The organism is Lysinibacillus sphaericus (assembly GCF_002982115.1).
Classification (GTDB): domain Bacteria; phylum Bacillota; class Bacilli; order Bacillales_A; family Planococcaceae; genus Lysinibacillus; species Lysinibacillus sphaericus.
Genome location: NZ_CP019980.1, coordinates 1,141,017 through 1,165,726 on the forward strand (window position 1 = coordinate 1,141,017; position 24,710 = coordinate 1,165,726).

Below are 24,710 nucleotides of genomic sequence, written 5' to 3' on the forward strand. Positions count from 1 at the left end.
ATTTTGAAAAGGAAGATTATTTATAGCATTGTTGTATCTTTATTATTTTCATATGTAGCCCCTAATTTTTTATTAGTGCAAGCGGATGGGGTTGATAGTGTAACCAGTTATGAGACAGACGAACAATCAATTAAAATAACTGAAAAAGCTGAAGAAAATGTAACAATAATAACTACTTTACTAGATACAAAAGATTTATTTGTAGAAAGTGAGTTGAGTATAGATTTTGAAACAAATGAAATTAGCATGGTTAATTTATTTAATGATAACTCAGATGAAGTTATACAAAAACAATATGAGATTAACCTATTAACAATAGATAGTGAAGATTTTAGAGCAATTTTTATTGATAAAGAATCAGGCGAAGAGACTTATATTAATACGGAAGAAGTTCAAGCGTCAGTTGCTCCATTAGTTGTTGTTCTAGCTACAGTAGCTAGATATGGCTTTACTCGTGCGGTTGCAAAACATGGATTAGCAAGAGTAACGCAAGCGCAATTGAGCAATGCATCAAGAACTAAATTAGCAACAGATAAAATTGCAAAAGAATTAGCTGAGGAACTGGGTTATGTAAAAATATCTTATCGTACAAAGTTTGATACAGCTATATTTAAAAAATCAGCAAAAGATGCTGTTGATGGACCAGATTTTATTACTAGAGATAGAACAAGTCATATTGGAGGAGTATGGAAGGGCGCTAACAGAAATTGGGAGAATTTAAACTCTGATATAAAGAGATCTGGAACATATGATGCTGTCTTAAAGAGAATAGGAGATTAATAATATAGAAATCTTTTCGAAAAAATATTTCGAATATTTAGTAAAAGAGCTCTTGAAAATGTCTTTCTTTCATTGTTTTTTATAATAGTATTTTATATTCTTTAATTATATTCCTAAAGAGGTGATAAAAGTGAATAATCACATAAAATATCAATGGAGGATAACGAAATATAATCCTGACTTCAGAAATAATGAAGGGCATTACACGAAGAAATTGGAATGGACAAGCCCAGCTCACATTGGGAAGACAATTAATGGTGAAACTTTTACATTAGAAAAATATTTAAAGGTCGAAACTGCCTATATTAATACAATCATGAAGTTTTTAGAGGTCAATCATATAAAATCATTAACAATGATTAACATGACTTATATTGATGTAGATAGTAATTGTGCTCTGTATAATCAATTGTATGATGAAAAATTAGACAATTTTCAATTAAAAGATGATCAAGAAGTATCGATTGATCAAATCCCTCTTATTTCTAAAATGGTATTAAGAGGTTTCATATATTGTCATTTCATAACTTTAGATTTTTTTGTGCATTTTGGAGATGACTATTATATGTTTATTGGAACAAATAATTATCAAGAGGAACCATTACAATTTGCTCGGGAAAACAATTTATTTGTAGAAGAAATGGTTTCTCCATTTTATATCAATGAAGAGAACATCGAAAGAATGATAATGTGGACGCCAATTAATGAAGATACCGTAGTAGGTGAGGAAATACTAACTGACATTTCAATAGAGGAATATAGAGAAATATTGCATCTTTCAAATATTCATCCGGTTATCGGGTTATTTCCAATTACAGCGAGTAACCAACAATTTTTTCAAAAAAAATTAAGACATAAAATAGATACGAATAAGTATCAATATTATCTAAGTGCGGGGGATTAACCTAACTGTACTGAGCTACTCTAAAAAGTTAACCAAATATTATAAGCAACTTCTAAGATCTGTTCCTGGGTGAAGTGGACACAGATCTTTTTATTTTTCCCTTACGGCAGACTTATATAAATATCCCCTTGACCTTAACGCTGCGGAAAGGTTTACAGTATAAATATGGAGGTGAAAGCAATGGAGTATACCATTTTACAGCTTGCTAAATTGTCAGGAGTAAGTACGAGAACGTTGCGGTATTATGATGAAATTGATTTACTAAAGCCGGCAAGAACAAATGAAGCAGGGTATCGCTTTTATGGGCAACAAGAAGTCGATATTCTTCAGCAAATTTTGTTTTATAAAGCGTTAGATATGAAGCTTGAAACCATTCACAACATTATTCATGCACCTGATTTTCAACATAAAGCGGCATTAAAAACACATCGTGATGCTTTATTACAACGAAAAAAACAGCTAGATCAATTATTAAAAACAGTGGAACAAACCATTCAATCGATTGAGGAGGAACAACCAATGACAAACGAAGAGAAATTTGAAGGCTTTAAAGAATTGCTGATTGAAGAAAATGAAAAACAATACGGTAAAGAAATTCGTGCAAACTACGGCCATGAAAAGGTCGATGCATCGAATGCGAAGTTTAAGAATTTATCAGAGGAACAATATAAGGCAATGCAGCAACTCGAACAGCAACTATTTGAACGATTAAAAGAGGCAATGGCTATAGGCGACGTGAAACATGATGTCGCCATGGAAGTGGCAGAACTGCATAAGCGTTGGCTGAGCTTTTCGTGGCCGCAATATACAAAGGAAGCACATGCTGGTTTAGCACAAATGTATATAGCAGATGAACGTTTTACGGCTTATTACGATCAACATGTGTCAGAAGGTGCTACTCAATTTCTCCATGATGTAATTAGAGAATACACACAAAACTAATGGAATCCTTCTCATACAGATGTTTTAGAAATAGATATTTAGGAAAAAATGAAAGTATGAGGAGGAGATTTTTTTGAAACAACAAATGATCGAAAAGTTTAAAAACCAATTACAGCAGGAATTACAAGAACTAGAGAAGCAGCTAGAAGAATCAGAGCGACCGCAGGCAACAGAGCTCTCAAATTATGATAACCATCCAGCCGATAATGCGAGTGATTTAACAGACCAACTTACGGAGATGGCCATTGATGAACATCGCAGTGACCATGCTGAAGAAATCGAGCATGCGCTGCAAGCAATAGAAGATGGCACATATGGTAAGTGCGCTATATGTGGCGAAGAAATTCCGTTAGGCCGTTTAGAGGCTATGCCACATGCATTGACATGTGTAGAGCATGCTGAACAAAGAGACGATTTACTGCGACCAGTAGAAGAAGATGTATTATCCTCTTTACCAAAATCTGATGATTTCGAAGAGCTTGAGGAATTTGGTTCTTCTGATACACCATCAGATAAAATGTAAAAAATAAGAGCATTTCTTCCCTTAAACAGTATAATAACTGTATGAGGTGATGGACATGGAAATAATTGATTTACATTGTGATGTTTTATTAAAGTTAACGACATTAGAAGAACCCAAATTTAGTAATGATAGCCGATTACATGCTAATAAAGAAAGACTGCAACTAGGGCAAGTCAAAGCACAAGTATTTGCCATTTTCATTGACCCTGAAATACCTCAAAGTATGCAATTTTTAGAGGTTATGCGCCAAATTGAAGCCTTTCATACACAAGTATTACAAACAGAGGGCATGGTGCATATTACGGAATGGTCACAACTCGATACGTTAGCACCTCATGAAATTGGTGCTATTTTAAGTTTAGAAGGCTGTAGTGCAATTGGCGAGGATTTGACAAAGCTTTCCGCAATTTTGGATGCAGGTGTTATGTTAGTAGGTCTTACATGGAATGAAGAGAATGCTGTAGCCTATGGTGCTGAGCAAGATGCTAGCCTCGGTTTAAAGCCATTTGGTAAGGAAGTTGTTAATATGCTAAATGAGCGGAATATTATCATTGATGTTGCCCATTTAAATGAGCAAGGATTTTGGGATGTACTGCCGCTAGCAAAGCATATTATTGCTAGCCATAGCAATGCACGTGCAATTTGTGACCACCCGCGTAATTTAACAGATCAACAGGCTAAGGCGCTTGTTGAGCATGGGGGGCATATTCATCTAGTTTACTACCCGCATTTTATTGGCGACAATGCAACAATGGATGATTTAATTGAGCATATAAAGCATCTGGCAAGTGTCGTTGGCATGGAGCATCTTGGGGTAGGTTCTGATTTTGACGGAATAGATATGACAATCAAAGGTCTTGCACATGCAGGTGAGGCGCAAAATTTATTAGAGATGTTACGTGAGCATTTTTCAGATGAAGAAGTTCGTGGAATTGCGCATAATAATTTCAAACAATATTTAAAAAAAGCAGCAACTAAATAAGTTGCTGCTTTAGCGTGTCAACAGAGTAAAAATCGCTACGAAGTTATTTCTGCTATTGGCAAACGCACACCGTTGGTTGCAATTTTCTACTTGCATGTGAGGCGCCACGTTTAACGTTTTATGTTGTTCTCGTTGAAGTCGCTGCCTCCGTTGCAATTAACTAACCCTATTAATAAAAGAAATGATTTACTAATAAACCAATTGCTAATAGGAAACCGAAGAATGTATTTGTTTGCGCTGTAAATTTCATCGCGGGCATTACTTCTTTGGCTTCTTTTTTATCGCGGAAAATTTGGACTGCTCGGAGTGGCTTCGGTACACTTAGGAAAATGATAAGCGCCCAAAAAGTAATCCCATCAATGGCTACTAATGCGATAACCCAAAGGTACGAAACGATGAAAAAGCCAGATAATACAGAAATAGCACGGTCGCGTCCTACTAAAATGGCCAGTGTTTTACGTCCACCTTCTGTATCGCCAACGATGTCACGAATATTATTAGAAAGCATAATGGCGCCAACTAAAATCATACTCGGAACAGAAAGTAATACCGCATCTAATGTAACTGTAAGTGTTTGAATGTAAAAGGCAATTAAGACAATACCCATCCCCATGACTGCGCCTGAAACAAGCTCTCCAAAAGGTGAATATGCGATAGGGTACGGCCCTCCTGTATATAGAAAACCTATAAGCATACATACTAGTCCAACTACAGCAAGCCACCAAGAAGTGGAGGCACAAATATAAATGCCAAGTAGCATGGCTAGTGCATAAAAGCTTAGGGCAATCAGCATAATCGTTTTCGGTTGAACACCGTGGCGCACAATCGTGCCACCAATGCCGACAGAATGTTCATTATCTAATCCTAACTTGTAATCATAATATTCGTTGAACATATTTGTTGCTGCTTGAATCAGCATACTTGCAATTAACATTGCAAAAAATAGTCCAAAATGAATGGTTTCTTTTTCAATTGCTAGCGCAATCGCTGTTCCTAAAAATACTGGAACAAATGAAGCGGTTAAAGTATGTGGACGTGTTAAATGCCACCAAACTTTAAAACCCCTATCAGCTTCAATGACTTTGGTCATAAGGTCTTTCTCTCCTTCAACTATTGTAGACTCTTCTTATTTTATACGAAGAAAGAGAAATTGGATAGGTTCACAGCTTATTACATACTGTTATGTTTAAAAAAATGATACAATAGTACATGCATTTGAGAGATGGGAATATAAATTAAGCAGTAGAAAGAACAGAGCCGTCAAACGTATAGGACGGCTATTTTAGCGGAACAAGTAATGCTAAAGACGGATGTCACAGAGGGATTTGTGTGTGACATCAAAGCGACAGACGTAGGATGTTATGTATGTGCAGGACAACGCAACACGTACCATAACGCGAAAACATCATTGATATGTACATTGCAATAACGGAGGTAATTTTCATGCAACAGAAGTGGTACCAAGCCACAGAACTAGAAGTGGACTCTTTGGGCCAAAACCTTCATTTTTATATGGAAACAATCGAAGTAAGTCGCTTATCGGCTCTTGCATTTTTTGCAGCGGGCGAGGAGCGTTATAAAGGTGAACGATTTTATTGGCAAAATAGAGAAAAAACAATGACATTGGTTGGGCTAGGACACGCTCACACAATTCAAAATAACGAAAAAAATAACCGCTTTGATGCTGTAGAAGCAGAGTGGAAGCGCTTAACGAAAAATTGCGTAAAAGGTCAGGCTGAACTACAACCAATTTTGTTTGGTGGTTTTACATTCGATCCGCAAAATAATGTAGATGGGGAGTGGACTGACTTTCCAGAGGCTTATTTTGCCTTAGCAACGTATCAGCTTGTTTTACGTGATGATAAAGCCTATGTAAGCATTCACCTTATCGCAAGTGCTGCTGAGGCAGATGGACAATTAGAGGCGTTGCGTAAAGAGCGAAATCATTTAATCCATGCTGCTCAAGTAAAAGAAGTGAAAATGTATGCGAAGCCTGAAATCACAAATTATTTCGAGCCTTATAAGGATCCTTATTTAGCATCAATTGATCAGGTCACAGCATTAATTAAAGCAAAAAAAGCGGATAAGGTTGTCATTGCACGTTCCCTTGCGCTGCAATTTAAGGAGCAAGTAACTTCACCTCAAGTATTAGCTCAAATTATTCACGAACAGCCTGAAAGTTATTTGTTTGGGTTGGAGTGGCAAGATTTATTATTTTTCGGCGCATCTCCTGAGCGTCTTGTAAAGGTTGAAAATGGTCGTGCCTACTCATCATGTGTTGCAGGATCTATTCAACGAGGTAAAACGGCGGAGGAAGATGAAGCTTTTGGACAAAGCTTATTAAATGATCCGAAAAATGGTGGTGAACATCAATATGTAGTCGATATGATTGCGGAAACGTTCCGAAAAAATTGTGTTGAAATGAAAATACCTGATGGACCACGCTTACTAAAAATTAGAGACATCCAACATTTATTTACACCTGTTGAAGGTCAGCTAAATAACGAAGCAACCATTTTGCAATTGACGAAGCATTTGCATCCAACACCCGCTTTGGGCGGTGTGCCAAGAAAAGAGGCAATGATTGCTATACGTAAATACGAGCCAATGAACCGTGGTCTTTATGCTGCACCTATTGGCTGGTTAGATGCGGAGGGTAACGGAGAATTCGCAGTTGCGATTCGTTCAGCAGCTCTACTAAAAGATAAAGCTTATTTATATGCAGGTGGCGGTATTGTAGCTGATTCAGAGCCACAATCTGAATATGAGGAAACATTAGTGAAATTCCGTCCAATGCTTCGAGCGTTAGGAGGACAAGTACATGAGTGAACGGAAAATATTGACTGATTATGTTTATAAAATGGTTGCATCATTAGTACAAGCAGGTGTCCAACATGTTGTTGTAAGCCCAGGGTCACGGTCGACGCCACTAGCTTATGCTTTTGCCTCAACAAAGCAATTGACGATGTACCGTCAAGTAGATGAGCGAGCTGCTGCATTTTTTGCGTTAGGCATTGCTAAGGCGACTACTAAGCCTGTCGTTTTGTTATGTACATCTGGTACTGCGGCGGCAAACTATTATCCTGCGATTGTGGAGGCAAGTTATGCAAGAGTACCACTAATTGTTATAACAGCTGATCGTCCACATGAATTACGTGAAGTAGGTGCACCACAAGCAATTAATCAGACGAATTTATACGGAGCACATGTAAAGTGGAGTGTAGATTTTCCGCTAGCGGATGGTGCTGCACCGACATTGCCATTTATTGAACGTCATATTGCACGTGCAGTAGCTATTGCAACAAGTGCACCATTTGGACCAGTACATCTTAACGTACCGTTCCGTGAACCGTTGCTCATTGATTTTCGAGAGGAGCTTCCAACTGTTACGTTTAAGCAAAGCCATATTGGACAGTTAACGCCACCGAAAGCTGCACAAGTAGAACTGGCTTCTATTTTACGAGACACTAAAAAAGGATTTGTTGTTGTTGGGGAGCTTCCGCTCGGGACAGATTTAACCATTATGTGGGAGTTTGTGCGCCAATTAAAATGGCCTATCATTGTGGAGAGTCTATCGAATATGCGAACTTCCGTGCCAAATGATTGTTTGCCATATGTTATGACAACCTATGATGCCATTATGAAAAACGATGATTTTAAAGCGCTAGTAGTACCTGAAACAGTTCTGCGCTTAGGAGCACAACCTGTATCGAAATTTATGATGCAATTTATTACAAAGTCGCAGCCCCAAGCTTATATTGTTGTCGATGAAGATCCGATGTTCCGTGATTCAACAGGGGTGTCCACTCATTTTCTGCATGCAAGCATTGGCGAATGGCTCGTACAATTAGACCTTGCTGAAACTGCGCTAGAGGCGGCATATTTAGCGGAATGGCAAGATGCGAATGATATTGCACTTGAGTATATTGAGCATTATACAGAAGGCGCAATTGACGAAGGTGCTATGGTAAGTCGTTTACTTGAAATCATTCCAAATGGCAGTGATATTTTTGTTAGCAGTAGCATGCCCATTCGTGATATCGATACGTTTTTAATGGCAACATCAAAAGATATTCGAATTTTTGCGAATCGTGGCGCTAATGGCATTGATGGGGTCGTATCAACGGCAATGGGCTTAAGCCAAGGAAATAACCGTGAAACCTATTTGCTTATCGGAGACCTAGCTTTTTTACATGATGTCAATGGCCTAATTGCGTCACGCTATCAAGCATGTAATATGACCATTATTGTCATGAATAACGATGGTGGTGGTATTTTCTCATATTTACCGCAATCTACGGTAGAGGCTCATTATGAAGATTTATTTGGTACACCAACTGCACTTGAATTCCAAGACATTGCTCGTATGTACAATATGGACTACATTTGTGTTGAGGATATTGCACAGTTAGTGCCGAAATTTAACACGTTGAGAAAAAATCCGTTACGATTAATTGAGATTTTTACAAACCGTGAAGAAAATGTCTATGCACACCGCGCGCTTTGGAATCGTATTAATGCAGGGTTAAAAGCATGGCAAAGCTAATGATTCGTGGGCTTGAGACACATGTGGATATATGGAATGAAGAAGCGGGGCAAACACTAGTTGCCCTGCATGGCTTTACAGGTAGTACTGCTACATGGCGAAATTTAGCAAAGGAACTTCCACATGTGCGAGTTGTGGCGATTGATTTAATTGGTCATGGTCAAACAGCCGTACCGGAGCAAGTAAGTCGCTTCACGATGGCTGAACAATTGCGTGATTTAGAGGAAATATTTTGTCAGTTACAATTAGAAACTTTTGCATTGCTCGGTTATTCAATGGGTGGACGTATTGCACTATCTTATACGATTGCTTACCCTCAACGTGTCAGCAAGTTGCTGTTAGAAAGTGCTTCTCCTGGTTTGCGAACTGCAAAAGAGCGTATGGAGCGATGCGAGCGTGATAATGCGTTAGCGGAGAAAATAACAACGAATGGTTTACAGTCCTTTGTTAATTCATGGGAAAATATTGCGCTATTTGAATCGCAGAAGCGTTTAGCTAAAAATGTAAAACAAGCAGTTCGAGCAGAACGATTGGCCCAAAGTGAAAAGGGCTTGGCAGGCAGTTTACGAGGAATTGGAACAGGCATGCAACTATCAAACTGGGATAATTTAATTCAATTAGAATTACCTGTACTATTAATAACGGGTTCATTAGATGTTAAATTTTGTAATATTGCATTGGAAATGAAAGCGTTATTAAAAAATGGAAAGCATATGTCAGTAAATGACGCTGGACATGCAATTCATGTGGAAAATCCAGCTGAATTTGCTACAATAGTAAAGGAGTATTTAACGTAATGTTTTTTACGTTAGCGCCTCTTAGTAGTAATGAGGCGAATTTTATAATTAGGAGGTATTTCAATGTCACGTCAATGGACTACATTACATACTTACGAAGATATTAAGTATGAGTTTTATAACGGTATCGCTAAAGTGACGATTAACCGTCCAGAAGTGCGCAATGCATTTCGACCAAAAACAGTTATGGAAATGATTGATGCATTTTCTCGTGCTCGCGATGACAAAAATGTCGGTGTTATTATTTTAACAGGTGAAGGCGAAAAAGCCTTTTGCTCAGGTGGAGACCAAAAGGTACGCGGCCATGGTGGCTATGTAGGGGAAGATGAAATCCCACGTCTAAACGTTCTTGATTTACAACGTTTAATCCGAGTTATTCCAAAACCAGTTGTAGCGATGGTTGCTGGTTATGCTATCGGTGGAGGACACGTATTACATGTTGTATGTGACCTTACAATTGCAGCAGACAATGCTCGTTTCGGACAAACTGGTCCTAAAGTTGGTTCATTTGATGCTGGTTATGGTTCAGGCTATCTTGCACGTATTATCGGTCATAAAAAGGCGCGTGAAATTTGGTACCTTTGCCGTCAATACGATGCTCAGCAAGCGCTTGATATGGGCTTAGTCAATACAGTTGTTCCTTATGAACAATTAGAAGACGAAACAGTGCAATGGTGTGAAGAAATGCTACAAATGTCTCCAACAGCTCTACGCTTCTTAAAAGCAGCTATGAATGCTGATACAGACGGCTTAGCTGGTCTTCAACAAATGGCAGGCGATGCTACACTTCTTTACTACACTACTGATGAAGCAAAAGAAGGTCGTGACGCATTTAAAGAAAAACGTCAACCAGACTTTGGTCAATTCCCAAGATTCCCTTGATTCGGAATATTAGAAAAAGCTGGGGTAAAAGAGAAAAGGTGTTAGATTGATGGTAGTCAATCTAACACTTTTTTACTGCGCCGTTGTTGTCCACTTCAGCGGTGCTTTCCGCTTAGCACCGTAAGCCCAACCTTCGCTACCACGCAGAATGCCCGTGTCTTACGGTGTACGTTCTGAGCAGGAGCCATAGCGAAGTTCGCCATATAGCAAAAATTGATGAACACCATTCCTCTGTTCCTTAAATTTTTTTAGTTATGTAACAGCCTCTTTTTCTGTCTATATCAGGCTGAAGCAGTACCATATCAGTGTAATGATTGGAGGAAGCAAACAATGTATCCAAACTGGATTTTACAGCGTGCGTCTATCACACCATTACGTAGCGCTCTCACATATGAAGGACAAACTTGGACCTTTCAACAAGTAAATGAGCTATCCTTAAAACGAGCTCGACAATTAACAGCACTTGGGGTGCAGCAAGGGCATCGTATCGCTATTATGGGTCCGAGTACGCCTGCACTGGTCGTTATGATGTATGCTTGTATGCATTTGCAATGTGAAATGGTGATGCTTAATCGCAGGCTGTCTCAAGCAGAAATCGCATATCAATTAGAAGATTCACAAGCAACGATTGTGCTAGTTGCAGATGAGGATGTAGAAAAATTACCGTCATCCGTACACTATCATGAATTTACGACAATAGAAAATGGTAAAGAGCAATATGTTGATATTGCAAAAGAATGGTCACTCAATCAAACAACATCCATTATGTATACGTCTGGTACGACAGGCTTTCCAAAGGGGGTTCGTCAAACAGTTGGCAATCATCAGGCAAGTGCTACAGCCTCTGTTCTAAACATAGGTTTACAAGCCGATGATGTTTGGTTGTGTGCAGTGCCATTATTCCATATAAGTGGTTTTTCCATTTTAGTTCGTTCATTGTTATACGGCAATAAAGTACAACTATATGAGCATTTTAACGTAGAGGCGATCACGCAAAATATTATGGATGGTGATGTCACCCATATGTCAGTGGTCGCTGTAACATTAGAACGCATTTTAAATACCCTTGAGTTAAATAAGGCGCAGGCGTCACCGCGTTTTAAATTGATGCTAGCCGGTGGTGGTCCTGTACCAGTGGATTATCTAGAGCGAGCAAGTGCATTGCATTTAGCAGTAGCTCAAACATATGGTATGACAGAAACCTCGTCACAAACGGCTACATTGGCAAGTGAAGATGCCATGACAAAGATTGGCTCAGCAGGTAAGCCATTGTTTTTTAACCAAATAAAAATTTCAGCACCCAATGCACAAGGTGAAGGGGAAATATGTATTCGAGGTCCCCACGTAACGCCTGGTTACATAGGTCGTTTTGCCGAGAAAAGCGCAACTGAGGAGGGCTGGCTTCACACGGGAGACATTGGCTATATGGATGAGGAGGGTTACTTGTTTGTAGTGGATCGTCGGGCAGATTTAATTATTTCTGGTGGTGAAAATATTTATCCAGCAGAGATTGAAAATGTGCTATTGGCACATCCAGCTATTCAGGAAGCGGGTGTATGTGGCATTGAAGATGAAACATGGGGACAAGTTCCTATAGCATTTGTTGTTTTAAAGGAAGCGGTCACGATGGAAAACTTAAAGCAATACTGTGAAAAGAAACTGGCTAAATATAAAGTTCCCAAACAAATTAAAATAATCGATACACTGCCACGTAATGGAGCAAATAAGCTACTAAGAAGAAAATTAGCAGCTTTACTTGCCAGTGAATAACTTTCAATAATGGATTTAGCCTTTAAAAATAGCATGCTAGAAGTCACTTCTAGCATGCTATTTTTTTGACTTCACGTGCCTGACTTCACGTGCCAGTCACTCAAACAATTTTTAGGCTTCTGTTATTGAAATTATATTTTTTTGATTAAATTAATTATTCTTTAACATAATAAATAATGGGGGGCATAAACTATTTAGTAAAGGAGAATGACTCATATGAGAAAAACTATATATAATGTTGTCATTATATTATTTGTTTTACAAATGAGTCATGTGCAAGTATTCGCAAATTACGAATCACAGAATATAGCAACAGCTAATTCAATCGAAACATTACAACAGCAAATTCAGAAAGAAGTGATGCAATTGTCTACTGAATTTGAAATTCGTTACACTGGTAAAACTTCTGAATTACAAAACGAACTAACAGAGCTTATCAAACATGCCATATTAGATCCATATATTTTCGCCAATATTTCCAGCTTTCAATGGAAGTATGATGGCTATGCCAATAATATTGTCATTCAATTTCAATTTACTTATCATATTTCTCAGGAAGAGGAGGCATTTACAGAGCAAACATTGACAACTATTGTTGCGTCTATGCATGGATTAAGCGAATTAGAAAAAATACAGGCTGCACATGATTATATCGTCTTAACAACAGAGTATTCAAAAGATAGTGTAGGAAGCCAATATTCGCCATACACATTGCTTAGCGAAGGCAAAGGTGTCTGTCAGGCCTATGCTTTAGTGCTTTATCGAATGTTAGATATGTTAGGTTTTGAGGTGCAATATGTGCCAGGGAAAGTAGGCGAACAATTGCATGCATGGGTGTTAGTGAAGTTAGATAATGAATGGTACCATATTGATGTGACATGGGATGACCCATTGCCAGATCGGAAGGGCGAGGTACGTTATAACTATTTTCTCGTATCCGATAAGCAATTAGCGCAAGATCATACATGGGATTTTGCAAGTTTTCCTTCAGCAACAAGTGAAAAATACGCAGTTTGGCAAGGGAAAAGTAGGATTGAAGTTCTTACGAAACCATTAGCTAATCTTTTTACCCCTAATAGTGGGCTAGCGATTATAGAAAATAATGCGCTGCAAATGAAACAATTAATAGAACACTCTGCACAATTACCAAATGACTTTCAACTTAGCGACAAACTTAATCAAATCGTTTTATATGAACAACAGGATAAAGTTATCCTACAGAGCGCTCTTGCAGTTCGTCCGGTTATTGTCAAGACAAAGATAAACGGGGATGCCAGGATAAAGAGGCTTCCTCGCTTTGACAAAAATGAAAAGCGTATGCCGCAAGAAAAGTACGTCATAATAAAGGAGGTGTCCCTTATGCATTACGGGGCACCTCCTTCTTCATCTTAAACAGGTAATTCGTATCGTTGTTTTACTTGTGTTCATTTAGAGCTGTTTCTAAAGTTTGCATATTTTTTTTCATGAGAGTAAAATACGTTTCATTATTTTTCACATCATCACTTGTTAACACGCTTAAATTATGTAGGACAAGTGATTGAGCGCCAACTTCTTTTTGAATGACTTCGGCTAATTTAGATGAAACATTTTGCTCGAATAAAATATAATGAATATTTAAGTCTTTTGCTTTATCTACAATCGCTGTTAATTCCTTTTGAGACGGTTCATTTTGCGAGTTTAACCCTGCAATTGGAACTTGTGTTAAGCCATATTGACCCGCGATGTAGCCAAATGCAGCATGCGATACAAAGAATGTTTTGTTTTGCGTTGTGTCAGCCATCGCTTTATATGCAGTGTCTAAATCTTGTAGCTCTTTTACGAGCGCTTCATAATTTGCTGTAAATGTCGCTTCTTGAGCTGGCATTTTTTCAACTAATGCATTTTTAATGGATAATGCTAAATCTTGACTAATAACAGGCGACAGCCATACATGGGGATCGACACTACCGTGAGCATGATCTCCATGATCAGCCTCCTCGTCATGCGCGTGATTATCTTCCGTAGTCGCATCTTCGTGCTCGTCATGTGCGTGGTCATCTTCTGTAGCGGCAGCTTCATGCGCATGATCAGCTTCATCTTCTTCGTCATGCGAATGACCAGTACTAACGGCTAATTTTTCATCAGGTATTTGAGATGCCATAGCAACCATAGTGACATCTTCGTTGGCTAATGTCTTTTTCGTATTTTCTACAAAACCTTCAAGTCCTAAGCCAATATAGAAAAATAGATGCGCGTCAGCTAATTTCATCATATCCTTTTGCGTTGGCTCAAAGGTATGCTCGTTAGCACCAGGAGGATATATAGAAGATACTTCTACATAATCGCCACCAATCCGCTCCGTAAAGTAGCTTAAAGGATAGACGGTTGTGTACACAGTTAATTTATCTGTTTTCTCCGTCTGTTTCGACGATGATGATTGATCACCACAGGCAGCTGTAAATACGGCTAGTACAGCAACTAAGAAAAATAGAAATATTTTTTTCATATAATGGATACCTCTTTCAAATAGTAATGATTACGATTTGTTTTTTAACAGTATCTATAATAACGCACATCGAATAAAAGTACAAGAAAAAATGACCTTCGAAAATTATTTCTTTTTCGAAGGCCATTTTTCAGGCACAGGATCAAAGCCACCAGGATGAAGTGGTTGGCATTTTAAAATACGTGTGACGGTCAAAATTAGACCTTTAATAGCGCCATGCTTTTGAAAAGCTTCTAGACCGTAAGAAGAGCATGTTGGATAGAAGCGACACGATGGTGGCGTCATTGGTGAGATAAATTTTCTGTATAACTGAATGAGCCATATAAAGGGATATTTCATGCTTGTCCATCCTTGTGATGTGAATTATTTTGTTTTGGTTTTGCATCGATTGTTTGTGTAAAAAAATCGCCTTTTTTCTTGAGAATAACGATTACGGAAACACCAAACATTAGCATCATCATTGCAATCATAATGATGATTGGTAATGGAACACCCATTGTTTTCACTCCAAATTCTATTTGATATTGTTATTATAAGTGATATTGCTATAAAAGGGTTAAATTTGAACTACTCGTCATGCTGCTGAAAATTTTGCTTCGGTTTTTCATCGACCGTATGTTTAAAAGCATAGGCGCGATTTACACTTAGAATGGTTGCGACTGTTACTAATATCACGATAATGATTGCAACCGTGATTAGCGAGGTTAAACTCATTGTATTCACTCCGTTCTTGTTCGTTATATCTATTATAAATTAGAAGCTCTAACTTAGTTGTGAAGGAAGTTTGACATTCCAGCGAATAAAATAACCACTTAACCACCATACTATGGAAAAAGGAGTGTTATCTATGGATCGTCAACGTGTTTATTTTTCACTTGCCCATAAAACGTATTATACAAATCCTTACGAAGGGCAATGGAATTTCGAACTTAATGTAGACCGGCAAGCATTAGATGTTTTTGAAAAAATATTTCAGCAAATGCAACTATTAGAAATTGCGAACGGTTGGCGCGCACAATTGCCTTATTTGCAATATCATTTGGATCGAGAAAATGACGAGTTAGATTTACGTTTGAAGAAAATTTATGCACTTATACATGAGTATGGGGATGATGATACAAAGCAATTTGTAGAACAACTTCCCTATTTCAATAAACGTGTCTAGCTATTGGCTAGACATTTTTTATATTTGCACAACCTGTATAACATTATGCTAGTGGAAGCGTGATAGAAAAATAATTTCTAGAAAAATAATAGCAAGTGTACTAAGTCCAACTAGCGCCATTTTTCTTTGAATAATATTTTCAAATGAATGTATTTTACAAACTGAACAACTTAATGCCACTCTAGATGGGTTGACCATTGTCATGAACGAAGAACTAACATTTTGAATGCAAGCAAGTATAGTAGGTGACAGACCTATGTGTGTAGCAGTTTCTGTTTGTAGTCGAATAAACATAGTATTGGACGCAGTATTACTGCCAGTTAAAAAACCACCTGTTGCGCCAATTAAAGGTGTTATGAATACAAAGTATGAACCAAATGTGTTGGCAGCAGTTACGGATAGTAGCTGAATCATCTCGGCCTCCGCCATCATTTCGGAAACCACAATATATAAAAAAGTTGTTAGCAATACAGGATAACATTTATTGATTGTTAATTTGATACTATCGAAAATTGATGCCTTACTTAAACGGAAGAGCGTACAAGTAAAGAGACAAACAATAAAGAGAAAAAATCCAGGCGAATAAAGAAACGATAATTGGAATTGATAAGACGCAATCGTTACGGTAAGCAGGCTCGTTAAAAAATCTTTAATTGGATTAATAGTTCTTGATGCGATTAATAGAGCGATTAACAATAAATAAGGAGAAATATTTTTTAAAAAGATATTAGAATAATATTGTTTGTTTCTATTTTGCAAAGAAATCATAATAAAAATAGCCGCCATCACTGTTAAAGAGCCCACTACTCCGGCAAGTTCTACACTGATGAAACGATTACAAATCCACACGCTTAAACCTAAAACTAATCCCATCGATAGTATCCGCCATTTTTTCTTTTGCATTGCTTCTTTTCCGACGCCTATGTATGTAACTAAGAAGGCAAAGTAGATATAAATAGGAATGCACATCAGAGCGCTTCCAACACCTAAATCCTCTAAAGGAATGTTTCCTAATGATGCACCAATAATTGTCCCCATTGCTAACGTGCCCCAAGGTATGATACATAAACTAATTAATGCAATGAAGGAAGATTGTAAGGAATTGAAACCTAGAGCCATTAAAATAGGTGCAATAACAATGACCGCTAGACCAAAGCCGCTAACGGATTCAATTAAAGGAGAGAGCCCCAAGGCCAATAATAATACTTGGTCAATCCGATTATCAGTAGAGGTGGCAATAGAAGAAGCTATTTTTTGGATGGACCCTGATTTTTCCATTAGATGATATAATAATATTCCAAAAAATAAAACATAGGTAACTGGCAATGTTATAAGAAAACTGTTGATAAAAGGTTTAGGCAGTAATGCGATGTTTAGGTGAAAAACAGGAGAAGTAGCAATCACTGTTGTAAGTAGGCAAGCAAAAATGCCAGTGAAAATAGAAGATTTCTTTAAAATAAAAATCATAAATAAAATACTAACAAGAGGGAATAGCGCTAATACGACTTTTAACATAAAACAACACTCCTATACTTTATTATTCACTATAGTATATTTTATTTTCACTAAAGTGTAAATATCTTATCTTGCATGAAATGATTCAAACATCTTCTAGGTTGATTGTGATTGATAATGTACAATATCATAGTAGAAGGGCTAACGAAGATAAGTTTTTAATTACATTTCACTATAGTAAAAATAATAGTAGGCGAACAAAGTAGTGAAAGGAGCTTTATTCATGGGATTTGGAAAGCAAGTAAATGTAATGAGGAAGAAAAACAAAATGACATTACAGGAGCTTTCAGCCGCAAGTAATGTGAGTGCCTCGATGCTATCTCAAATTGAAAGAGAGGAAAAAAATCCAACGATACAAGTAGCTTGTCAAATTGCAGAAGCTTTAAATACAACACTTTCAGCTTTATTAGATCAGCAGGAAAAAAGGGAGGTTGTCGTCATAAGAAAAGATGAACGACCCATTTATGTTGATGAAAAATCGGGTTTTCAACGACATTTATTATCACCTTCCGTTCCATCACGAGGTATTGAGTTTGTGTTAAATATTATTCCACCAAACAAAGAATCAGGCATATTTCCCGCGCATAAAGCAGGTGTAAAAGAGTATATTTTTGTTAAAAGCGGAAAGTTACGAGTTGAATTGGGGCATGGTGCTTTTTCTGAAGAATTAGAAGCAGGCGATTCTCTTTTTTTTGAAGCAGATACAGCGCATAGATTTATCAATATGACGAATGACGAATGCCACTATTTTCTTGTGATTGATTCCTCACAGTACATGAAATAATAAGACGAATAACATAATGAATACATTCGTGACAATATAATACGAGGAGTTGAATGGAATGTTTTCATTTCAAGATTTGAATGGATTTCAAGTGGATTTAAGCTTTACAAGAGGGGAGTTTCAAGTTGAACCAAAGCATGTCCTTGTCTTTTTAAAACATGAACAGAAATGGCTATGTACGATTCATAAGCGTCGTGGCGTGGAAGTGCCAGGAGGGAAGGTAGAACCAGGCGAAACATTAGAGCAAGCTGCTGTTCGGGAAGTATTTGAAGAGACGGGTGTGCATGTGAAAAATCTTCAATGGTTTGCAGAATATGCTGTCCACGGTGAACTATTGTTTTGTAAAACAGTCTTCACTGCGGAATTTGTCAGTCAGGAGAAGATAGATTTTGATTTGGAAACTTCGGGTATGGTCTGGTTAACCGATGAAGAGTTTGCAAGCCATCCAAATTTAAGCTTCCATATGAAAGATGAAGGCATGCAAAAAATGCTAGAGGAGCTGAAGCGCTTTGACAATCAATGGTGAAATAGTTGAAAAACGTCCATACCCTTCACCGAATCCAGCTATTCGATTATCAGAAATTACGTATCTATCCCTTGGATTACGTGTCAAAGGCTTACTAGCAGAGCCTAAAGCAGAAGGTACATATGACGGTTTTTTATATTTGCGTGGGGGTATGCAAAGTATCGGCATGGTAAGACCAGCACGTGTTGCACAATTTGCAGCCCAAGGTTTTATCGTGTTTGCCCCTTATTATCGGGGGAATAGAGGTGGAGAAGGTCGTGATGAGTTTGCAGGTCAAGATCGTTTTGATGCAGTGCATGGAGTAGATGTGCTAAAACAATTTTGCAACGATCATATCCATGTTTTTGGTTTTTCACGTGGAGGTATTATGGCGCTCTGGACAGCCATTTTACGGAAGGATATTACATCCGTTGTGACGTGGGCAGGCGTTTCGGATGCCACAGCTACATACTGGGAGCGAACCGATATGCGTCGAATGATGAAACGGGTTATTGGCGGGACACCTAATCGTGTTCCAGAAGCCTATGATGCACGCACACCTTTATTTCAAGTCGATCAGATTACAGCCCCAGTGCTAATTATCCACGGCTATCGGGATGAAAATGTAGATATTGAGCATGCAAGGCAGTTAGCATTTTACTTAGAAGATGCCAATAAAGTGTATGAAACTTGGTATGATCAACGTTTTGCCCACCAATATCCACCTGCCCAAAATCGTGAAACGGTTCGTGCATTATGCGAATGGATGAAGAAGCAGTGAAAATTGTTTGAGTGCCTGACACTAAAAAAAGACACTAAAAAAAAGGGAACGAATACATCGTTCCCTTTTTGTATGCATTATTTTAATGGCCCACCAAGATTAGTGATTGCTTCAGAAACATTTGAGAATTTCTTGAAGTTGTCGTTGAATAGACCAGCAAGTTCAGCAGCTTTCACATCGTAAGCAGCTTTGTCTGACCAAGCATCACGTGGGTTTAGCACTTCTGTTGGTACACCTTCAACTGCTGTAGGGATGTGTAAACCGAATACAGCATCTTGAATTGTTTCAACATTGTTTAGTTTTCCGTCGATTGCTGCACGTACCATTGAACGAGTATAAGAAAGCTTCATACGGCTACCTGTACCGTATTCGCCACCAGTCCAACCAGTGTTTACAAGGAATACTTGTGCGCCATGCTCATCGATTTTTTGACCTAACATTTCTGCATAAACAGTTGCTGGAAGTGGAAGGAATGGAGAACCGAAACATGTAGAGAATACTGGTTCTGGCTCTGTTACACCACGTTCAGTACCTGCAAGTTTAGATGTGAAACCACTTAGGAAGTGATACATTGCTTGCTCTTTTGTTAATTTACTGATTGGAGGTAAAACACCAAATGCATCAGCAGTTAAGAAGATGATTGTTTTTGGGTGACCTGCAACAGATGGATCAACGATATTTTCGATATATTGGATTGGATAAGCAACACGTGTATTTTCTGTTAATGAACCATCATCGTAGTCGCAAACACGAGTTTCAGGGTCTACAGCTACGTTCTCTAGTACAGAACCGAAGCGGATTGCGTTGTAGATTTCAGGTTCTTTTTCAGCAGAAAGGTTAATTGTTTTTGCGTAGCAACCACCTTCAATGTTAAATACGCCGTTGTCAGACCAACCATGCTCATCGTCACCGATTAATTTGCGGTCAGGATCAGCAGATAAAGTCGTTTTACCAGTACCAGATAAACCGAAGAATAATGCTACGTCACCAGCTTCCCCAACGTTTGCTGAACAGTGCATTGATAAGATGCCTTGTTGTGGTAATAGGTAGTTCATAATACCGAAAATCGATTTTTTAATTTCACCAGCATATTCAGTACCACCGATTAGGATGATTTTCTTTTCAAGTGATACAATGATGAATGTTTCAGAAGCTGTACCATCAACAGCTGGATCTGCTTTAAAGTTAGGAGCTGAAATAATTGTGAAATCAGCAACGTGAGAAGCTAATTCTTCTTCAGTTGGACGGATAAATAATTGATGGGCGAAAAGATTGTGCCAAGCATATTCATTGATTACTTGAATACTTAATTGTGAATCTTTGTCAGCACCAGCAAAACCTTTAAATACAAATAATTCGTCACGTTCTTTTAAGTATTTAACTACTTTTACATATAAGTTATCGAACACTTCAGAAGAAATTGGTTGGTTTACTTTACCCCAGTCAATTTTATCTTTTGTGCTTTCTTCTTCTACCGTATATTTATCTTTAGGTGAACGACCAGTGTATTTGCCAGTTTCTGCACGAACTGCGCCATCTACTGTTAACATTGCCTCACCACGAGATGTAGCTTTTTCAGCTAATTGTGGTACTGAAAGTTGAACGTTAATGTTCCCGCCGTTTAATAATTCCTTCAGTTCGTTTGCAATTTCTACTGAATTCATCGATTAAATACCATCCTTTTTTATAGTATTCCCTTGAGTTTGAGGGAGTTTTTCTTAATTTCAAAAATAGTATAACACAATTGCTTTAATAATCTATACTAATTCAAAAATTATTTTCGAGTTTTAAATACTTTTCAACAAAACGACATAAAATAATTGACATTGTTCTACCTTTTACGTAAGATGAGGAATTGAACGGATACTCTTATCCCGAGCTGGTGGAGGGTCAGGCCCTGTGAAACCCGGCAACCTGCATGAACTATTTCACGACATGCGTTGGTGCCAACCTGATGCAAGGGGATACCCCTTGAACGATAAGAGTGAAAGGTTACGAAGTCATTATTCCTTTCCTCATGTTAAGTACACGTGAGAAAAGGATTTTTTTTATTTTTAAAATGAATGTAAAGGTAAGTATGTGCAATTCTTTCCTTATTATAATGACGGATCTTTCGAAATCCTCATGTTAAAAGCAACAACGGCTTGAGAGTTCAATCCTTTAGGAGCGGACTTGACATGGGTAATGAGTACCGTATTAATTTCGCAAATACTATTTGTAAGAGTAATAGGAGGAAAACCAAATGACAAACCGTCGATTGTTTACATCAGAGAGTGTAACAGAAGGACATCCCGATAAAATTTGTGATCAAATCTCGGATGCTATTTTAGATGCTATTTTAACAGAAGACCCTAATGCCCGTGTAGCGTGTGAAACAACGGTCACAACAGGCTTAGTATTAGTAGCAGGAGAAATTACTACTTCTACTTATGTAGATATTAAAGGCATTGTGCGTGATACAGTAGCAGAAATCGGCTATACACGAGGCAAGTATGGCTTTGATGCTGAAAACTTAGCTGTACTAGTCGCAATCGGAGAGCAATCACCTGATATTGCCCAAGGTGTAGACCAAGCATTAGAAGCGCGTGAAGGTTCAATGACAGATGAGGATATTGAAGCAATTGGTGCAGGTGACCAAGGATTAATGTTCGGTTATGCATGTAATGAAACACCTGAATTAATGCCTCTACCAATTAGTTTAGCGCATAAATTGGCTCGTCGTTTAACAGAAGTACGTAAATCAGGTGAATTAGCATATTTACGTCCAGATGGTAAAACGCAAGTAACAATTGAGTATGATGAAAACAATGTCCCTGTTCGTGTTGATACGATTGTTATTTCAACTCAGCATGATGAAGAAGCAACACTTGAACAAATTCAAGCAGATTTAAAAGCATTAGTAATTGCTCCAGTAGTTCCTAGTGAGTTATTAGATGCACAGACGAAATACTTCATCAACCCAACTGGTCGTTTTGTTATCGGTGGTCCAAAAGGAGATGCTGGACTTACTGGTCGTAAAATCATCGTTGATACATACGGTGGTTATGCACGTCATGGTGGTGGTGCATTCTCTGGTAAGGATGCTACGAAAGTGGACCGTTCAGCAGCCTATGCAGCACGTTATGTAGCGAAAAATATTGTTGCAGCTGGTTTAGCAGAACGTGCAGAAGTACAGCTTGCTTATGCTATCGGTGTAGCACAGCCAGTATCGATTGCCGTTGATACGTTTGGTACAGGACGAGTAAGTGAAAGTGAAATCGTAAAATGGGTTCGCGAACTTTTCGATCTACGTCCAGCAGGCATCATTAAAATGCTTGATTTACGTCGTCCAATTTATAAACAAACGGCTGCATACGGTCACTTTGGTCGTACAGATTTAAATGTACCTTGGGAAAATACGGACAAGGCAGATGCACTAAGAGAAAAAGCTAGTTTATAATCTGTTTTGTCAAGAACATTCGATTTGGTAATGAACAAACGTAAATGTTTTTTTGAAAGGGGCTAGCTAGTGGCCCCTTTTTATCTTGTCTTTCGCATTTCTTCTTACTTGCTGCTAAGTCGGGGAGTAATGCACCTTCTATTTAAATCGTGAAGGCAACTAGTGCTCTTTAATCGAGTGAAAGATTTAAGCGGACTTTACGTAAGTGATTGAAAAAATTCGCTTTCTTCCCGTACGTCTACATACAAGATGTACTGTAGGCGGTTAGTGGAAGGAAATTGCGAATTTTTTTTATAAAGAGTTGTTACGTATGCAAACATCTACAACTATAGGGGCAATTCGCCCGTTTTGTAAGCATCCATTATTTTTGAAGAGATTTGTAATATTGTCCTTTTTCCGCGTATTCTCTAACGATACGTTCCATATCTTCCTTATCTTCAGCATTTAATTCACGTACAACTTTGGCTGGACGTCCTAATGCTAAACAATTGGGAGGTATGACTTTACCTGGAGGGACAAGACTACCCGCACCGATAAATGCACCTTCTCCTATCTCTGCCCCATCTAACACAATTGATCCCATACCAATTAAGGCATTTTTTCGAATTGTACAGCTATGTAAGGTTACTTGGTGTCCAACTGTTACTTCATCTTCGATTATTAATGGATATTTTGGACTTTGATGTAGACAACAAAGATCTTGGATGCTTACTCGTTTACCAATAATTGTAGGAGATACATCGCCTCGAATCACTGTATTAAACCATATTGTTGTCTCTGCTCCAATCGTTACGTCTCCCGTAACGGTTGCATAGTCAGCAATAAAAACCGATGGATCGATTGTAGGTGTTTTGTCTTTAAAAGGATAAATCATGCTAATCGCCTCTTTTCTTTCTTTGATGTAGTATTATCGTATCAAATACGCAATTTTATGCAAATATAATTTTATAATGGTACGAATATTTCGTTATAATTATTGTGTAACTAATTATTTAGGAGGACTATGTGAATGTGGAAATGGGAAGCTGATGGACAAGCGAAGGCTGTGATTGCTATTGTTCACGGTGCATATGAAAACCACCGTTGGTACGCATGGCTGATTGAAAAACTTAGAATGGAAGGCTTCCACGTAGTCATGGGCGATTTACCGAATCATGGGGCAAATGCGAAACTATCACGTGTCCATGATGAGGACTTTAAAGAATACAACAAGTATACTAGGCATTTAATTGAAAATGCCTTTTCATATAATTTGCCAGTATTTTTAATAGGGCATGGACTAGGAGCAACGTTAATACTGCATACCATGCATAAGAGAAAATATGAATGTGCAGGAATTGTCTTGACCTCACCTTGGTTGCAATTGAACTTACAGCCTGGGAAATTATCGAATGCATTAACGAGCTTAAGTGCTTTGACGGCAAGTGTGAAGATGACACATGATATTACTTTCGACAAGTTATCACGTAGTGTCGAAGGTCGCGATGAAATGAAAGACGAGTTTCCTTTTATGTCTGTCATTTCAGTAAAATGGTATCGTGAGTTACAACAGATGATGCGCAATTTAGTGATTATGCCGAAAGCAGAGTTTCCAAATACCCCTATGCTTATTATGACTGGAGAAAGAGATAGCATTACAGAAACTAGACAAACACGTAATTGGTTGCATCAGCAGGAGTTTGCTGAATTCCAATTTAAAGAATGGGCAAAATGCTACCATAATCTGTACCATGAAATAGAGAGAGATGAAATTTTTTTCTATATCCGTGATTTTATTAATAATGCTTTGCGTAGAATTGGCTATATAATTCGATAGAATGTTTCCCCTCCGAAAAATATTGTTGAATAAGATGTATAGTAACTTAAAAATAATGTTGTAATTTTCAGAAAAATGTAATACTATAATGTCT

25 protein-coding genes and 1 riboswitch are annotated in these 24,710 nt (G+C 38.0%); of the genes, 17 read left to right on the forward strand and 8 right to left on the reverse strand.

The window, feature by feature from the left end:
• Nucleotides 1-3: 3 nt before the first annotated feature.
• The 5 genes from LS41612_RS05820 (at nt 4) to LS41612_RS05840 (ending at nt 4,131) form a co-directional block, all read left to right on the forward strand.
• Nucleotides 4-780 carry an SAR2788 family putative toxin gene (locus LS41612_RS05820; RefSeq protein WP_024363683.1) on the forward strand — a complete coding sequence of 259 codons (777 nt, stop codon included), beginning with the start codon at nt 4-6 and terminating at the stop codon, nt 778-780.
• A 130-nt stretch (nt 781-910) separates the two neighbouring features.
• Entirely contained in the window at nt 911-1,684 is a 774-nt protein-coding gene (locus LS41612_RS05825; RefSeq protein WP_024363684.1) for a DUF7683 domain-containing protein, read from the forward strand.
• A gap of 180 nt (nt 1,685-1,864) precedes the next feature.
• Nucleotides 1,865-2,626 (forward strand): MerR family transcriptional regulator, encoded by a 762-nt coding sequence (locus LS41612_RS05830; protein WP_024363685.1) that lies wholly within the window; start codon nt 1,865-1,867, stop codon nt 2,624-2,626.
• Nucleotides 2,627-2,711: 85 nt separating this feature from the next.
• Nucleotides 2,712-3,149: a TraR/DksA C4-type zinc finger protein gene (locus LS41612_RS05835; RefSeq protein ID WP_036205401.1), complete on the forward strand. Its 438-nt coding sequence runs from the start codon at nt 2,712-2,714 to the stop codon at nt 3,147-3,149.
• A gap of 55 nt (nt 3,150-3,204) precedes the next feature.
• On the forward strand, nt 3,205-4,131 hold the full coding sequence (locus LS41612_RS05840; protein WP_024363687.1) for a dipeptidase: 927 nt from the start codon (nt 3,205-3,207) through the stop codon (nt 4,129-4,131).
• Between the two features lie 169 nt (nt 4,132-4,300).
• Here the strand turns inward: LS41612_RS05840 and LS41612_RS05845 are convergent, their stop codons facing one another.
• Entirely contained in the window at nt 4,301-5,221 is a 921-nt protein-coding gene (locus LS41612_RS05845) for a 1,4-dihydroxy-2-naphthoate polyprenyltransferase (protein WP_024363688.1), read from the reverse strand.
• A gap of 353 nt (nt 5,222-5,574) precedes the next feature.
• Here LS41612_RS05845 and LS41612_RS05850 point away from each other — a divergent pair, with 353 nt between their 5' ends.
• The 6 genes from LS41612_RS05850 to LS41612_RS05875 all read left to right on the forward strand — a co-directional run bounded on the left by LS41612_RS05850 (nt 5,575) and on the right by LS41612_RS05875 (nt 13,518).
• Nucleotides 5,575-6,960 carry an isochorismate synthase gene (locus LS41612_RS05850; RefSeq protein WP_024363689.1) on the forward strand — a complete coding sequence of 462 codons (1,386 nt, stop codon included), beginning with the start codon at nt 5,575-5,577 and terminating at the stop codon, nt 6,958-6,960.
• The gene (gene menD, locus LS41612_RS05855) at nt 6,953-8,677 is read left to right on the forward strand and encodes a 2-succinyl-5-enolpyruvyl-6-hydroxy-3-cyclohexene-1-carboxylic-acid synthase (protein ID WP_024363690.1); all 1,725 of its coding nucleotides are present in this window, start codon (nt 6,953-6,955) and stop codon (nt 8,675-8,677) included. Before LS41612_RS05850 ends, menD begins: the two co-directional genes overlap by 8 nt.
• Nucleotides 8,665-9,474, forward strand: a complete 810-nt coding sequence (gene menH, locus LS41612_RS05860) for a 2-succinyl-6-hydroxy-2,4-cyclohexadiene-1-carboxylate synthase (RefSeq protein ID WP_024363691.1) — start codon at nt 8,665-8,667, stop codon at nt 9,472-9,474. The genes menD and menH overlap by 13 nt, the downstream gene beginning before the upstream one ends.
• 63 nt (nt 9,475-9,537) lie before the next feature.
• Entirely contained in the window at nt 9,538-10,356 is an 819-nt protein-coding gene (menB, locus tag LS41612_RS05865; RefSeq protein ID WP_024363692.1) for a 1,4-dihydroxy-2-naphthoyl-CoA synthase, read from the forward strand.
• A gap of 330 nt (nt 10,357-10,686) precedes the next feature.
• On the forward strand, nt 10,687-12,126 hold the full coding sequence (locus tag LS41612_RS05870; RefSeq protein ID WP_024363693.1) for an o-succinylbenzoate--CoA ligase: 1,440 nt from the start codon (nt 10,687-10,689) through the stop codon (nt 12,124-12,126).
• 216 nt (nt 12,127-12,342) lie between these two features.
• Nucleotides 12,343-13,518: a transglutaminase domain-containing protein gene (locus LS41612_RS05875; RefSeq protein ID WP_024363694.1), complete on the forward strand. Its 1,176-nt coding sequence runs from the start codon at nt 12,343-12,345 to the stop codon at nt 13,516-13,518.
• Between the two features lie 22 nt (nt 13,519-13,540).
• On the opposite strand, the gene LS41612_RS05880 is transcribed toward LS41612_RS05875, so the two are convergent.
• The 4 genes from LS41612_RS05880 to ytzI all read right to left on the reverse strand — a co-directional run bounded on the left by LS41612_RS05880 (nt 13,541) and on the right by ytzI (nt 15,325).
• A complete protein-coding gene (locus LS41612_RS05880; RefSeq protein ID WP_024363695.1) occupies nt 13,541-14,611 on the reverse strand; it encodes a metal ABC transporter solute-binding protein, Zn/Mn family in 1,071 nt (356 codons plus the stop codon).
• A 105-nt stretch (nt 14,612-14,716) separates the two neighbouring features.
• A complete protein-coding gene (gene yidD, locus LS41612_RS05885; protein WP_024363696.1) occupies nt 14,717-14,950 on the reverse strand; it encodes a membrane protein insertion efficiency factor YidD in 234 nt (77 codons plus the stop codon).
• On the reverse strand, nt 14,947-15,108 hold the full coding sequence (locus LS41612_RS23285; RefSeq protein ID WP_162832724.1) for a hypothetical protein: 162 nt from the start codon (nt 15,106-15,108) through the stop codon (nt 14,947-14,949). The genes yidD and LS41612_RS23285 overlap by 4 nt, the downstream gene beginning before the upstream one ends.
• A gap of 70 nt (nt 15,109-15,178) precedes the next feature.
• The gene (gene ytzI, locus LS41612_RS05890) at nt 15,179-15,325 is read right to left on the reverse strand and encodes a YtzI protein (protein WP_103976058.1); all 147 of its coding nucleotides are present in this window, start codon (nt 15,323-15,325) and stop codon (nt 15,179-15,181) included.
• Between the two features lie 133 nt (nt 15,326-15,458).
• Between ytzI and LS41612_RS05895 the strand changes: the two genes are divergently transcribed.
• A complete protein-coding gene (locus LS41612_RS05895) occupies nt 15,459-15,776 on the forward strand; it encodes a hypothetical protein (RefSeq protein WP_024363697.1) in 318 nt (105 codons plus the stop codon).
• 48 nt (nt 15,777-15,824) lie between these two features.
• Here LS41612_RS05895 and LS41612_RS05900 read toward each other — a convergent pair whose 3' ends face one another.
• Nucleotides 15,825-17,291: an L-lactate permease gene (locus tag LS41612_RS05900; protein ID WP_024363698.1), complete on the reverse strand. Its 1,467-nt coding sequence runs from the start codon at nt 17,289-17,291 to the stop codon at nt 15,825-15,827.
• Nucleotides 17,292-17,514: 223 nt separating this feature from the next.
• Between LS41612_RS05900 and LS41612_RS05905 the strand changes: the two genes are divergently transcribed.
• The 3 genes from LS41612_RS05905 to LS41612_RS05915 are packed head-to-tail and all read left to right on the forward strand — an operon-like array spanning nt 17,515 to nt 19,361.
• Entirely contained in the window at nt 17,515-18,075 is a 561-nt protein-coding gene (locus tag LS41612_RS05905) for a helix-turn-helix domain-containing protein (RefSeq protein ID WP_024363699.1), read from the forward strand.
• 58 nt (nt 18,076-18,133) lie between these two features.
• Complete coding sequence (locus LS41612_RS05910; protein ID WP_024363700.1) at nt 18,134-18,601, forward strand: NUDIX domain-containing protein; 468 nt, start codon at nt 18,134-18,136, stop codon at nt 18,599-18,601.
• Nucleotides 18,585-19,361, forward strand: coding sequence for an alpha/beta hydrolase family protein (locus tag LS41612_RS05915; protein WP_024363701.1), 777 nt, complete (start codon nt 18,585-18,587; stop codon nt 19,359-19,361). Before LS41612_RS05910 ends, LS41612_RS05915 begins: the two co-directional genes overlap by 17 nt.
• A 77-nt stretch (nt 19,362-19,438) precedes the next feature.
• On the opposite strand, the gene pckA is transcribed toward LS41612_RS05915, so the two are convergent.
• The gene (pckA, locus tag LS41612_RS05920; protein ID WP_024363702.1) at nt 19,439-21,025 is read right to left on the reverse strand and encodes a phosphoenolpyruvate carboxykinase (ATP); all 1,587 of its coding nucleotides are present in this window, start codon (nt 21,023-21,025) and stop codon (nt 19,439-19,441) included.
• A 202-nt stretch (nt 21,026-21,227) separates the two neighbouring features.
• A riboswitch (SAM riboswitch) is annotated at nt 21,228-21,346 on the forward strand.
• 257 nt (nt 21,347-21,603) lie between these two features.
• On the opposite strand from pckA, the gene metK reads away from it, so the two are divergent.
• A complete protein-coding gene (gene metK, locus LS41612_RS05925; RefSeq protein WP_024363703.1) occupies nt 21,604-22,800 on the forward strand; it encodes a methionine adenosyltransferase in 1,197 nt (398 codons plus the stop codon).
• Nucleotides 22,801-23,161: 361 nt separating this feature from the next.
• On the opposite strand, the gene LS41612_RS05930 is transcribed toward metK, so the two are convergent.
• Nucleotides 23,162-23,674 carry a gamma carbonic anhydrase gene (locus LS41612_RS05930; protein WP_024363704.1) on the reverse strand — a complete coding sequence of 171 codons (513 nt, stop codon included), beginning with the start codon at nt 23,672-23,674 and terminating at the stop codon, nt 23,162-23,164.
• 135 nt (nt 23,675-23,809) lie between these two features.
• Between LS41612_RS05930 and LS41612_RS05935 the strand changes: the two genes are divergently transcribed.
• Nucleotides 23,810-24,616, forward strand: coding sequence for an alpha/beta hydrolase (locus LS41612_RS05935; protein WP_024363705.1), 807 nt, complete (start codon nt 23,810-23,812; stop codon nt 24,614-24,616).
• Nucleotides 24,617-24,710 lie beyond the last annotated feature (94 nt).

Coding starts and splice junctions, on each gene's coding strand:
- LS41612_RS05830 (WP_024363685.1), top strand. CDS start 1,865: ATGGAGTATACCATTTTACAGCTTGCTAAATTGTCAGGAGTAAGTACG.
- yidD (WP_024363696.1), bottom strand. CDS start 14,950: ATGAAATATCCCTTTATATGGCTCATTCAGTTATACAGAAAATTTATC.
- menD (WP_024363690.1), top strand. CDS start 6,953: ATGAGTGAACGGAAAATATTGACTGATTATGTTTATAAAATGGTTGCA.
- LS41612_RS05905 (WP_024363699.1), top strand. CDS start 17,515: ATGGGATTTGGAAAGCAAGTAAATGTAATGAGGAAGAAAAACAAAATG.
- LS41612_RS05840 (WP_024363687.1), top strand. CDS start 3,205: ATGGAAATAATTGATTTACATTGTGATGTTTTATTAAAGTTAACGACA.
- LS41612_RS05835 (WP_036205401.1), top strand. CDS start 2,712: ATGATCGAAAAGTTTAAAAACCAATTACAGCAGGAATTACAAGAACTA.
- LS41612_RS05845 (WP_024363688.1), bottom strand. CDS start 5,221: ATGACCAAAGTCATTGAAGCTGATAGGGGTTTTAAAGTTTGGTGGCAT.
- LS41612_RS05895 (WP_024363697.1), top strand. CDS start 15,459: ATGGATCGTCAACGTGTTTATTTTTCACTTGCCCATAAAACGTATTAT.
- LS41612_RS05900 (WP_024363698.1), bottom strand. CDS start 17,291: ATGTTAAAAGTCGTATTAGCGCTATTCCCTCTTGTTAGTATTTTATTT.
- LS41612_RS05935 (WP_024363705.1), top strand. CDS start 23,810: ATGTGGAAATGGGAAGCTGATGGACAAGCGAAGGCTGTGATTGCTATT.
- LS41612_RS05880 (WP_024363695.1), bottom strand. CDS start 14,611: ATGAAAAAAATATTTCTATTTTTCTTAGTTGCTGTACTAGCCGTATTT.
- metK (WP_024363703.1), top strand. CDS start 21,604: ATGACAAACCGTCGATTGTTTACATCAGAGAGTGTAACAGAAGGACAT.
- ytzI (WP_103976058.1), bottom strand. CDS start 15,325: ATGAGTTTAACCTCGCTAATCACGGTTGCAATCATTATCGTGATATTA.
- LS41612_RS05870 (WP_024363693.1), top strand. CDS start 10,687: ATGTATCCAAACTGGATTTTACAGCGTGCGTCTATCACACCATTACGT.
- LS41612_RS05850 (WP_024363689.1), top strand. CDS start 5,575: ATGCAACAGAAGTGGTACCAAGCCACAGAACTAGAAGTGGACTCTTTG.
- menH (WP_024363691.1), top strand. CDS start 8,665: ATGGCAAAGCTAATGATTCGTGGGCTTGAGACACATGTGGATATATGG.
- LS41612_RS05910 (WP_024363700.1), top strand. CDS start 18,134: ATGTTTTCATTTCAAGATTTGAATGGATTTCAAGTGGATTTAAGCTTT.
- LS41612_RS23285 (WP_162832724.1), bottom strand. CDS start 15,108: ATGGGTGTTCCATTACCAATCATCATTATGATTGCAATGATGATGCTA.
- LS41612_RS05930 (WP_024363704.1), bottom strand. CDS start 23,674: ATGATTTATCCTTTTAAAGACAAAACACCTACAATCGATCCATCGGTT.
- LS41612_RS05875 (WP_024363694.1), top strand. CDS start 12,343: ATGAGAAAAACTATATATAATGTTGTCATTATATTATTTGTTTTACAA.
- pckA (WP_024363702.1), bottom strand. CDS start 21,025: ATGAATTCAGTAGAAATTGCAAACGAACTGAAGGAATTATTAAACGGC.
- menB (WP_024363692.1), top strand. CDS start 9,538: ATGTCACGTCAATGGACTACATTACATACTTACGAAGATATTAAGTAT.